The 11,730-nt window shown below is 43.3% G+C and carries 12 protein-coding genes and 1 pseudogene; 2 read left to right on the forward strand and 11 right to left on the reverse strand.

Annotated features, from left to right (window positions below):
• A partial coding sequence (locus JR005_RS11705) for an IS3 family transposase (protein ID WP_218665107.1) occupies positions 1 to 484 on the forward strand: 484 nt, incomplete at its 5' end.
• Between the two features lie 13 nt (positions 485 to 497).
• On the opposite strand, the pseudogene JR005_RS11710 reads toward JR005_RS11705, so the two are convergent.
• The 11 genes and pseudogenes from JR005_RS11710 to JR005_RS11760 form a co-directional block, all read right to left on the reverse strand.
• Positions 498 to 1,379: pseudogene (locus JR005_RS11710) on the reverse strand (right-handed parallel beta-helix repeat-containing protein); the annotation flags it as partial.
• Positions 1,380 to 1,397: 18 nt separating this feature from the next.
• The gene (aroD, locus tag JR005_RS11715; protein WP_004987716.1) at positions 1,398 to 2,267 is read right to left on the reverse strand and encodes a type I 3-dehydroquinate dehydratase; all 870 of its coding nucleotides are present in this window, start codon (positions 2,265 to 2,267) and stop codon (positions 1,398 to 1,400) included.
• Between the two features lie 59 nt (positions 2,268 to 2,326).
• On the reverse strand, positions 2,327 to 2,956 hold the full coding sequence (pcaG, locus tag JR005_RS11720) for a protocatechuate 3,4-dioxygenase subunit alpha (protein ID WP_104795048.1): 630 nt from the start codon (positions 2,954 to 2,956) through the stop codon (positions 2,327 to 2,329).
• A 17-nt stretch (positions 2,957 to 2,973) separates the two neighbouring features.
• Entirely contained in the window at positions 2,974 to 3,699 is a 726-nt protein-coding gene (gene pcaH / locus JR005_RS11725; protein ID WP_004987709.1) for a protocatechuate 3,4-dioxygenase subunit beta, read from the reverse strand.
• A gap of 36 nt (positions 3,700 to 3,735) precedes the next feature.
• On the reverse strand, positions 3,736 to 4,140 hold the full coding sequence (pcaC, locus tag JR005_RS11730; RefSeq protein ID WP_004987708.1) for a 4-carboxymuconolactone decarboxylase: 405 nt from the start codon (positions 4,138 to 4,140) through the stop codon (positions 3,736 to 3,738).
• Between the two features lie 15 nt (positions 4,141 to 4,155).
• The gene (locus tag JR005_RS11735) at positions 4,156 to 5,511 is read right to left on the reverse strand and encodes an MFS transporter (RefSeq protein WP_218665114.1); all 1,356 of its coding nucleotides are present in this window, start codon (positions 5,509 to 5,511) and stop codon (positions 4,156 to 4,158) included.
• Between the two features lie 40 nt (positions 5,512 to 5,551).
• Complete coding sequence (pcaD, locus tag JR005_RS11740; protein ID WP_218665115.1) at positions 5,552 to 6,352, reverse strand: 3-oxoadipate enol-lactonase; 801 nt, start codon at positions 6,350 to 6,352, stop codon at positions 5,552 to 5,554.
• Complete coding sequence (gene pcaB / locus JR005_RS11745; RefSeq protein ID WP_218665116.1) at positions 6,349 to 7,704, reverse strand: 3-carboxy-cis,cis-muconate cycloisomerase; 1,356 nt, start codon at positions 7,702 to 7,704, stop codon at positions 6,349 to 6,351. Before pcaB ends, pcaD begins: the two co-directional genes overlap by 4 nt.
• 11 nt (positions 7,705 to 7,715) lie before the next feature.
• The gene (gene pcaF / locus JR005_RS11750; RefSeq protein ID WP_218665117.1) at positions 7,716 to 8,921 is read right to left on the reverse strand and encodes a 3-oxoadipyl-CoA thiolase; all 1,206 of its coding nucleotides are present in this window, start codon (positions 8,919 to 8,921) and stop codon (positions 7,716 to 7,718) included.
• A 12-nt stretch (positions 8,922 to 8,933) separates the two neighbouring features.
• Positions 8,934 to 9,587 carry a 3-oxoadipate CoA-transferase subunit B CatJ gene (gene catJ, locus JR005_RS11755; RefSeq protein WP_218665118.1) on the reverse strand — a complete coding sequence of 218 codons (654 nt, stop codon included), beginning with the start codon at positions 9,585 to 9,587 and terminating at the stop codon, positions 8,934 to 8,936.
• Between the two features lie 10 nt (positions 9,588 to 9,597).
• On the reverse strand, positions 9,598 to 10,284 hold the full coding sequence (locus JR005_RS11760; RefSeq protein ID WP_044433180.1) for a 3-oxoacid CoA-transferase subunit A: 687 nt from the start codon (positions 10,282 to 10,284) through the stop codon (positions 9,598 to 9,600).
• 309 nt (positions 10,285 to 10,593) lie between these two features.
• Here JR005_RS11760 and pcaU point away from each other — a divergent pair, with 309 nt between their 5' ends.
• Entirely contained in the window at positions 10,594 to 11,406 is an 813-nt protein-coding gene (gene pcaU / locus JR005_RS11765; RefSeq protein WP_119686244.1) for an IclR family transcriptional regulator PcaU, read from the forward strand.
• Positions 11,407 to 11,730: the final 324 nt, after the last annotated feature.

Consider the following 11,730-nt stretch of genomic DNA (forward strand, 5'->3'; position numbering starts at 1 on the left):
TATTCAAACCAATTCTGGCTGGGTCTACACTGCATTTATTATTGATGTGTTCTCGCGAGCAATTGTTGGATGGAAAGTATCTACACGGATGAATACAGATATGGTGCTCGATGCATTGGAGCAAGCATTGCACGATCGAGGCATGCCAAAGAATGTAATTCATCATTCCGATAGAGGTGTTCAATATCTTTCTATTCGCTATACCAATCGTTTAGAAGCAGCAAATTTACGAGCATCAGTCGGTACAACAGGTGATTCATACGATAATGCTTTGGCTGAAACGGTGAATGGCTTATACAAAACAGAGGTGATTGAATATTTAAAAGCAGATTGGCAAGGTTTAGCAGATGTACAACTTGCGACACTAAATTGGGTAGATTGGTTCAACAAAAAGCGTGTACACAGTGCACTGGGTTATGTATCGCCTTTTGAGTTTGAAGCAATGTACTATGATAAGATTAATCCGTTAGGTCAGGTGGCCTAACTTAAATAAAAAAGTCTCCGACAAACCCGGTACGGTTCAGATTGAATCCTAATGAGTTATTGGTCAATTCGTTATACGCAATGTAGTTACGCTTGCCCCAGTTAATTTGCAAACCATCGGAATAGTTTTCAAATTTATTTCCTACAACGGCATTGTCGTTACCCCAAAGGATTTCAATCCCTTGTGATGGCTCAGGATTGGCTTTGGTGGAAGTAAATAGGTTATTGGCAATCAGGTTAAATGCTGCGCCACGTGTGAGCTCTAATCCATCGCCATTGTCGATAAATTGATTGTCTAGCACTTTATTATTGTTGGTCGTGGTTGAAGTCGGATTGCCCTTTCCATCATCACCTGTGATCATGACACCCGCTCCACCATAGTTATTACTGATGCGGTTATGCTGAATCAGGTTGTTACTTGAACGATTCACTAAAACACCAATACAGAAGCGGTGAACATCCAGACCTTTAAGAGTTACCCCATTCACGTCTTGTAGAACCAGACCGTGTAAAGTCATTGTACGAACATTGGTACCATACTGTTCAGGATTTGCCCCAGGACAAGCTTTAGCACCTTCACCTTTAATGTAGTTTGAACCATCAATGGCGATAAACTCACCCGTTTTATCCCACTCTGTCCCTATAATTTTTACAGAGGACTTGATCGGTGGTAATGGTTGGTTAACTTTAATCACATAAGGGGCTTTACCCACCGCTTGAATCAGGATTTGATTTTCCTGAGCTGCGTTAGCGTTGGATTGTTCAATCGCCCAGCGCAAAGAACCTTTTTCATTGTCATCCTGATAACGATCAACGACATAAGTTTCTGCCGCTGCAAAACCAGAAGTTACCAAGCCCAGCGCCAATAAAGATAGGCGTAAAGAAGTTAATTTCATGACATGTTCCCTGTCTTGTTAAGGTGTAGGTTGAACCGTTTTAAGGAATTGTTTGAGTTGAGTGACATCAATTTGTCCCGGTGCTGAAGCCTCTCCAATCATGCCGAAGCTTAAACTTCCGCCCATATTGGCAGTTGCAATACGGGAAATCGTGCCTAAACGCCCCATCGACATGGTTAAAAGCGGCTTTTTACTTTGCTCACTGACTTTCAAGGTGGCATTCATCAAGGTAAATACGTTTTGCTTGGATTTTGGCATTACCGCAATTTTTAAAATATCAGCACCCATTTGATCCTGTTTCAGCAATCGGCTGACAATTTCCTGCTCACTTGGTGTTTTGTCAAAGTCGTGGTTTGACATCACAACCAGTACTTTTTTCTGGTGTGCAAGCTTGGTCAATTTGGCAACCGCTGCTGGATCACGGAACATCTCAATGTCCAGCAATTGCATAAACGGTTTTTTCAGATATTCACTATAGATCTTTTCATAGTCTTGATCCGTTACTTGCAACTTTCCGCCTTCATTCGCAGTACGGATGGTGGTAAGTAAAGGCTTGTCTTTTAAAATCTGGTTCAGTTCTTGACCTAAGGCAATCACTTGTTTGCTATCGCTTGCAAATTCAAGCAAGTCAATACGAAATTCTGCAATATCTGCATCTTTGTTGGCTGCAATTACTTTAGCTTGTGCGATTGCCTGTTCTTTGGTTTTTGCCGTAATCGGCACAATGGTTTTAACAGGTAATTCACCAATATTAAGATTTTTTACAATATAGGATGCATGTGCAGGCGCTGTCGTTGCTTCTACAGCATGAACTGATGCAAAAGGCATAGACATGAATAATGCACCACTGATGCAAAGTTGTTTAACGAGTTTATTGGTATTGAACATTTACGTTTCCTTGTAAACCAAGAGAACTGTACGCCAAAAACGTACAGTTGATTCCATCATTAAATATCAAAAAAGACAGTTTCATCTTCACCCTGAATTCGGATGTCAAAACGGTATACGATTTCACCATCACGCTCTTCACGTTTAGCAATCAGCGTTTGACGACGAGTCGCCCATTCAATGCTATTCAATACTGGATCTTTGGCATTGGCTTCTGCTTCATCATCAAAATAAACACGCGTGTTTAGACCGATGTTGATGCCACGTGCAAAAATAATCAGTGCAATATGCGGTGCCTGAGTGGAGCCTTTACGACCCAGAACAGCACCCGGCTTAATGGTATTGAAACTCCAAAAGCCTGTATTAAAATCAGCACCTGTGCGCCCCCAACCCAAAAAGTTTGGATCGGCTTGTTTGTCTTGAGAATCAGCCTGACTTGGATATACGCCCTTCGCATCTGCTTGCCAGATTTCAATTAAAACATCGCGTAGCGGTAAACCTAGACCATCAAATACCTGACCTTCCAAACGGATACATTCACCTTGTGTATTTTCCTGCACAAGATTGTTATCCAGATTGTGTTCAAACACTTCGATATTGGCTTGTTTAGGTAAAAGACCAATATGTACGTATGGACCACCTGTTTGAGATGGGGTTTCTTTGAGTTCCTGAAAATTCCAACCATTCATGTTATTTACTCCATCCATTAAGTTAAGTCATTTTCGAAGTAAGTCGCACGACGACCACGTAGCGTGATGTCAAAGCGGTAACAACGGCTATCAGCTTCGATAAAATTGCTCTTGTCTTCCAAAGCGATTAATGCACGACGTTGTTGTTCTGAAGGAATGGTTTTCAGGATTGGACAAGAATCAATTAACGTATCACCTTCAAAATAGAACTGCGAAATTAGGCGCTGCGCCCAACCATCTGCAATTAATGAGAAGTGAATATGCGCAGGACGCCATTCATTGATACGGTTACGCCACGGATATGGACCTGGTTTAATCGTACGGAATACGTAGTAACCATTACTGTCAGTCAACATACGACCACAGCCACCAAAGTTAGGGTCCATCGCACCAATGTATTGATCATTTGGGTGACGATAACGACCAGAAGCATTGGCTTGCCAGACTTCTACAAGTGCATTTTTTACTGGACGACCAAACTGGTCACGTACATAACCATGAACAATAACGCGTTCACCAATTGGCAAACCATCTTTGGCATAGTTCAAAATCAAATCGTTGTCTTTAGGGCCAAATTTGTCAGCACTAAAATGAGGTGCAGTGACTTCTGTCAATGTTTCCGCAATTGAAATGAGCGCATTCTTAGGCGAGCGTAATACACTGGTTTTATAGCCGGGTGTATATGCTGGCGGATGGTCATCTGTATTACGCTGAGCGTAAGCTCCCCAAATAATTTGAGACATCATATCTCTCCTTTAAAAAGTAAAATCCTTGAACCGTTACTGTTGACCGTCTTGGTCTGAGCCAATCCCTAGCTCTACAAAAACTTCTTCTGCCATATGCATGGCGGCATTTGCTGCGGGTAAGCCTGCGTAAAGTGATGAATGAAGGAATAATTCCTTAAGTTCATCTTTAGTTACGCCGTTGTTGAAACAAGCACGAATATGCATACGCAGCTCTGCTTCACGTCCTAACGCAAGCAAAATACCCATCGTAACCAGACTGCGTGTATGACGTGGTAGACCTGGACGAGACCAGACCTCGCCCCATGCATAACGACTAATAAAATTTTGAAAATCTGAGTTGAAGTCATTCAGGTTCTCAAGTGAACGGTTGACGTGCTTTTCACCTAGAACTTCAGTGCGGACTTCAAGTCCTTGTTTATAACGTTGTTCATCATTCATTAGAGAAACCTCAGATCAAGTTGCATCCGTATGTGCAACAACAGATTTAACAAAGATTGCGACAGCGGCAGCGGCAGCAGGAATAAACAACATGCTTAGGATCATGGTAAATGACCAGTTATTACCTAACAAAACCGCACCAATCCATGCACCAAAAACCGCGCCAAAACGACCAATACCTGACATCCAAGCGACACCTGTCGCACGACATTGAGTTGGGTAGAAACGAGCGCTGAGTACAGGCATAGAAGATTGCGCGCCATTGACCGCAATACCAGCACACAGAATAAATAGAGCAAGTAAGGTAGGATTAGATAAGCTTTGACCTACAATTAGGGCAAAAATACCAGCAGCTAAATAAAAGCCAGCAATAATACGGTTTGGATTAAATCTATCCATTGCCCAGCCAATGAACAGCGCACTGAGTACACCACCAAATTGGAATAAACCACCGATAAATGCTGCGCGTTCAAGCGATGCACCCGTTTCACGCATGAGTGTTGGCAACCAACTGGTCAACAGGTAAATAACAACTAAACCCATGAAGTAAGTCAGCCAAAGTAAAACAGTACCTTTGACATATTTTGGTGAAAACAGCATGCCAAACACGCCTTTTTTATCACCGTCATTGGCTTTTTCTTCAGGTACATGAAATTCAGTGACGCCTTGTACTTGTTGTGGCGCAATGCGCGTCAAAATCTGACGGACTTTTTCGTTATTGCCGCCTTTTACAATTAAGAAGCGATAAGATTCAGGCAGACAGAAAATCACCAAAAGCATCAAAATAAGTGGAGCCCAGCCACCTAATAAAAATAGGCTATGCCAACCATGGGCTGGAATCAGCCAGCTACTAATGAAACCACCCATTGCCATGCCCAAGTTATAACCACAAAACATGCAGGTCACTAAAAGTGAACGCACGCGCGCTGGGCAATACTCAGAAAATAATGTGGTGGCATTTGGCATGGCTGCGCCAAGCCCAATCCCTGTCAAAAAGCGGAAGACCACCAAACTATCCAGATTGGTTGAATAAGCACAAGCCAGCGTAAAACCACCAAAAATCAACATGGAAACAGACAAAACGATTTTTCGACCAAAACGGTCAGCGGTTGGGCCAGAAACCAGCGCACCGATAATCATCCCGCCCAATGCAGCACTCATCACAGGGCCAAGTTGAGAACGATCAACACCCCAATCCTGAGCCAATGCAGGTGCAATAAAGCCCATTGCAGCAGTATCAATACCATCAACAAAAACAATGAGAAAACAAACAATTGCGATCAACCACTGATACTTACTTAAAGGAGCATCATTGATCAGTGCCTGTGCATCTAAACTCGTTTTTGAAGTAGCGTAATCCTGAGACGCCATATTTGCCTCCTAAGGCCTAAAGTCCTTTTAAATATCTAAACTACTGAATAGACTCAATAAATTGACTGAAGACTTGAGTAAAGGCTTCAGGTTGTTCAATATTGGAAAGATGAGAAGCTTCAATGATATAAAGCTGACTTTCTTTGATGTGCTGTTGCATAAATTCACCATCTGCAACTGTAGTTACAGGGTCAGCAGCTCCTGCAATAATCAGAGTTGGAATCGCAATTGATGCAAGTTGTTCACGTACATCCGCCGTTGCCAAAGCACGACAGGCGTTGGCATAACCTTGGGCTGGTGTATTGGCCAGACTCTGAATGGTTTGTTGTGCCAAATCATTATTTTGATAATCAAACTTATCGCTAAACCAACGCGTATGCGTGGATGCAACTAAATCAGCCAAACCGTTTACTTCAACGGCATCAGCTCGTGCATTCCAGCCCTCGACAGTCCAGATCTTGGCTGCTGAGTTGGCAACAGTAATACTATGAAAGCGTTGAGATTGATGAATACCCAACCAGAGTGCAGTCATACCGCCCATTGAAATCCCACAAAAATGTGCTTTTTCAATGTTGAGTGCATCCAAGATATCGATGACATCTTCACCCAGATTTTGTAGTGTTGTATTTTCAATGACATCACTTTGACCATGACCACGGGTGTCATAAGTTACAACTCGATACTGGCTTTTTAATGCAGCAACTTGCGGTTGCCACATCCCATGATCTGTACCCAATGAGTTTGAAAATACGATTGCAGGCGCATTTTCAGGCCCATTGATCTGGACAGATAATGTTTTGCCTTGACGATTGGTCATCATGATGCTGTTGTGTTCGCTCACTTTGCCGCTCCTTTTGCTTCCTGCAATACCGCGTCGATCTGGTCTTGAATATTGCCGAGATATGACTCAGGTTTAAAAATTTCATCAAGTTGTGAGGCATTAAAATATTGCTTCACGTCTTCAATGTTTGAAATTACATCTTTTAAATGTGTATGTTCTGCAACCGCTTTTTTGCATGCAGCTTCCACCATATGATGCGCATTAAGACGCCCCATATGCGGTGCCAATGCCATCATCACCGCTTCTGCCATAATGAGGCCATGGGTACATTCGATATTGCGATGCATGTTATCCGTATTGACTTCCATGCCTTGCAACACATCTAAAGTACGCTCTAATGCACCTGCGGTGAGTTGAAAAATTTCAGGTAAAGACAACCATTCTGCATGCCAACCACCTAAGCCGCGCTCATGCTCTTGCACCATACTTTGATAAATGCTCGACATGAGTGCGGGTACACGATTGGCCGCCGTCAACACCGATGCTGCTGCAACTGGATTACGCTTATGTGGCATAGTTGATGAACCACCGCGACCTTTGGCAGTAGGCTCAAAAACTTCTGCAATCTCAGTCTGCATCATGAGCGACCAGTCACGCGCCATTTTTCCTAGGTTACCTGTGATCATGCCAAGTACACTGGCAATCTCGACGATACGATCACGTTCACCATGCCAAGTACATGCTGCCGCAGTCAGGTTTAATTGCTGTGCATAAGCATTCACAACCACTGAGCCTTGATTCTGCAATGAAGCCAATGAACCTACAGCACCACCGAGCTGTGCAGTTAATACACGACCTTTCATGGCATCCATACGATCCAGATCACGTTTAAAAGCTGAAGCCCATCGTGCCAATTTATGACCTAAAGTAATCGGTAAAGCCTGTTGCAACCATGTGCGACCCATCATCACTTGATAACGATAAGTTTGTGCTTGAGACAAAGCGGTGTCATAACACTGCTGAACTTGATTTTGTACAATGGTCAGTGCATCGCGACATTGCAAAATACAGGCTGTATCCAAAATATCCTGACTGGTTGCACCCCAATGTACATATCGCGCAGCATCTTCGTCCGCTTGTTTGACGATGGCAGTCAATTGTTTTACAAATGGAATGGCAATATTTCCTGCCAAACCTGTTGCGGTTGCCAAAGCATCAAAATCAATGTGTTCCAATGCTGTTTTTGCAACTCGTTCAATCACAGCAGCAGCAGATTGAGGAATTACCCCAACCTGTGCCTGTGCTTGCGCCAGTGCAACTTCAGCTTCAACCATATATGACACTAAAGCATGGTCACTGAAAATTTCAGTCACCTCTTTTTGGTAAAACAAGCTGGCATATAACTGGCTCATGATGACTTTCCTTAAACCCGCTCAATAATCAAGGCAATACCCTGACCCACACCGATACACATAGAACATAGCGCATACTTACCACCCGTTTGTTCAAGCTGATTCAGTGCTGTCGTGACCAGACGTGCGCCAGATGCACCGAGTGGATGACCCAATGCAATCGCACCACCATTTGGATTAACTCGTGCATCGTCGTCTTGTAGACCTAAATCACGGGTACACGCTAGAGCTTGCGCTGCAAAGGCTTCATTCAGCTCAATCACATCCATCTGATCTAAAGCCATATTGGCTTGCTCCAATAGTTTTTTAATCGCTGGTGCTGGTGCAAACCCCATAATCCGTGGTTCAACACCCACCGTCGTGGCTGCAATGATCTTGGCACGTGGTGTTAAGTTGTATTGTGCAATCGCTTCATCCGATGCAATCAGTAATGCCGCTGCACCATCATTAATGCCAGATGCATTACCCGCGGTCACTGTACCGTCTGCTTTCACTACACCTTTAAGTTTGGCTAAAGCTTCTAAAGTGGTCGATGCACGTGGATGTTCATCGGTATCGATGATGATCGGATCGCCTTTGCGCTGCGGGATCGTGACAGGCACGATTTCTTTGGCAAAATAGCCTTTGGCTTGTGCAGCCGCGGTACGTTGCTGGCTGGTATAGGCAAACTGGTCTTGATCTTCACGATTGATGTTGAATTGTTCTGCCAGGTTTTCAGCCGTTTGTGGCATGCTGTCGACACCATACATGGCTTTCAGCTTTGGATTGATAAAACGCCAGCCCATGGTAGTATCTTCAATCTTCTGGCTACGACCAAATGCGCCTTCTGCTTTACCCATCACATACGGTGCGCGACTCATGCTTTCGACACCACCTGCAATGATTAAGTTAGCTTCACCTGCTTTAATCGCACGTGCTGCCATCGCAATCGCATCCAGTGATGATCCACATAAGCGGTTGACGGTGGTCGCAGGGACTTCTACGGGTAAGCCTGCAAGCAGTGCGGACATGCGTCCTACGTTGCGGTTGTCTTCCCCTGCCTGATTGGCACAACCATAGATCACGTCATCGACTTGTTGCCAGTTGACACTGGGATTTCGTTCAATCAGTGCTGTGATCGGAACAGCACCCAAGTCATCGGCGCGAACTGGTGCTAAACCACCTGCATAACGACCAAATGGAGTACGGATTGCATCAACAATGTATGCATTTTTCATATTCAGTTATCCTTATCCCTGTGTCGCGTCAATCAGCGTTGCACCCGTTAAGCTCTGTAATTCTTCAAAGCTTAAACCGTCCACTTTCTCAGTCACTTTCAGACCTTCTGGTGTCACATCAATAATGCATAAATCGGTGTAGATGCGATCTACACATTTTTGCCCTGTGGCAGGATAAGTCAGTTCTGCAACAATCTTCGGTTCGCCTTTTTTAGTCACGTGATCTGTGGTCACAAAGACTTTTTTTGCACCCACGGCCAAGTCCATGGCCCCACCTACCGATGGAATCGCATCAGGTGCACCGGTATGCCAGTTGGCAAGGTCGCCATTGGCTGCAATCTGGAAAGCACCTAATACACAAATATCGAGATGTCCGCCACGCATCATCGCGAATGAATCACCATGATGTAAAAAGCATCCGCCTTTGAGCATGGTCACGTATTCTTTACCGGCATTGATCAGTTCTGGATCTTCTTCACCTTTTGCAGGTGGTGGACCAAAAGCCAATAAACCATTTTCTGAATGGAGGAATACATCTTTGTCCGCAGGCAGATAACTGGCAATTTTGGTCGGTAAACCAATGCCTAAATTGACGTATGAACCTTCTGGAATATCCTGTGCCACACGCTGTGCAATCTGATCACGGCTTAGTTTTTGATAACTCATGTCGTTCTCCTTATGCTGAAACAGGTACTGGTGCAGGCTGTACCTGTACCACGTGTTGTACAAAGATGCCTGGGGTCACGACCACTTCTGGATCAAGCTCACCGAGTTCAACCACTTCACTGACTTGGGCAATGGTTACATCGGCTGCCATCGCCATAATTGGGCCAAAGTTACGTGCAGATTTGCGATAGACCAGATTGCCCCAGCGATCGCCTTTATGCGCTTTAATCAGGGCGAAGTCAGCTTTGATGGGATTTTCTAAAACGTAGTCTTTGCCGTCATATTGAAGGGTCGGTTTACCCTCAGCCAACAATGTACCAAAACCTGTTGGGGTGTAGATTGGGCCAAGTCCCATGCCTGCGGCTTGCATACGGCAAGCCAGATTGCCCTGCGGTACGATTTCCAATTCGATTTTGCCTGCACGATACAGTTCATCAAATACGTAAGAGTCGGCCTGACGTGGAAATGAGCAGATGATTTTTTTGACTGCGCCTGTTTTAAGTAGTTTGGCAAGACCGTAGTCGCCATTGCCTGCATTGTTGCTGACGATGGTGAGGTCTTTCAGTCCAAGTTCGATTAAACCATCAATCAGTTCAGCGGGTTGACCTGCTGTACCAAAGCCGCCAATTAAAATGGTGGCACCGTCTTTAATCTGGGAGAGCGCTTCCGCGAGGGTCGCTGCACTTTTATCTATCATTTAGATAACTCCATTGTGCATCAAGCAAAATTAGAAAGGTGGAAAACTAGGACATGGCTAAGGAAGAACATTTCATGCAAGTTCAAATACTATTCCTTAGTCATTCAGTAGGATTCCCTTGTCTGATCATTTTTTATAATTTTTTGTTTGAGTTCCAGACCAGTTTAGTAGGTTTTGTTCGGTGATTAAATCATTTGTTCGACTATCGAACAAAACCTGATTTATCTGGTCGGCTTTAGCGTTATAGTATGCAAATCAATATGACGAATGTATCAAATGCTAGGAATGTCAGTAGATATGGATAAAAAAATAGAGAAAGAAGAAAAAATTCTTCACAATTCAAGTAACAAAAAAACGATTCGTCATGAAGATTTTGTTGCTGGAATTGGTAAAGGCATGGCTATTTTAGACAGTTTTGGTACGGATCGCCATCGATTAAACATTACCATGGCAGCTGAAAAAACAGGGATGACTCGGGCAGCTGCACGACGCCATTTACTTACTTTAGAGTATCTCGGTTATCTTGAATCCGATGGGCATTACTTTTACTTAACACCTAAAATATTAAAATTTTCAGGCTCTTATCTTGGTGGTGCACATCTTCCAAAAATTTCTCAGCCTTTACTTAACTTATTGACAACACAAACTTCTCTCATCTATTCGGTCATGGTACTTGATGGCTACGAGGCGATTACCATTGCCAGAAGTGCTGCACATCAACAAACAGATCGTGTAAATCCCTATGGCCTACATTTAGGAAATCGCTTGCCTGCACATGCAACCTCAGCAGGAAAAATTCTTTTAGCCTATCTAGATGATCATGAACAACAGGAATGGCTATCACAACATCCACTACAACGCCTAACCAAATATACGCATACCAATAATCAGGATTTTTTAAAGCTTTTATGTGAAATTAAAGAACAAGGCTGGTGTTATTCCTGTGAAGAACATGAACTGGGCGTGCATGCCTTAGCTGTACCTATTTATGGACAACAGTCGCGTGTTGTCGCTGCGCTTAATATTGTTTCTCCCACGATGCGAACCACTAAAGAATACTTAATCCAGCATATTTTGCCTTTATTACAGGAAACAGCCAGAGAGTTACGCAATATTTTATAATTCAAATTTTAAAATTATCGTTCGATCATCGAACTCTTGTATTTCTCTAGAAAATATTGCGGCTAATGTTTCGATTAGAAAAAATACACAAATGTTCTGAATTGATTAACTTCTGCTTGAGTATGGATCAGTCTATAATATTTAAGCGATGAAATACATTTAGATAGTTTATGTGAATCTTCATTTAATACTGGCACTCTAGGCTAAACGAAGATTCATTATTTACATATCTTATATGCGTATTTTTATTGCATAAAATGTTCGAGATGATTGCTAAAATGACGTTGAGGGGGAAAAAAATCATCCCATGCTGTTAAAACGATA

This window comes from Acinetobacter sp. Colony158 (assembly GCF_019264745.1).
In the GTDB taxonomy this organism is placed as follows: Bacteria; Pseudomonadota; Gammaproteobacteria; order Pseudomonadales; family Moraxellaceae; genus Acinetobacter; species Acinetobacter ursingii.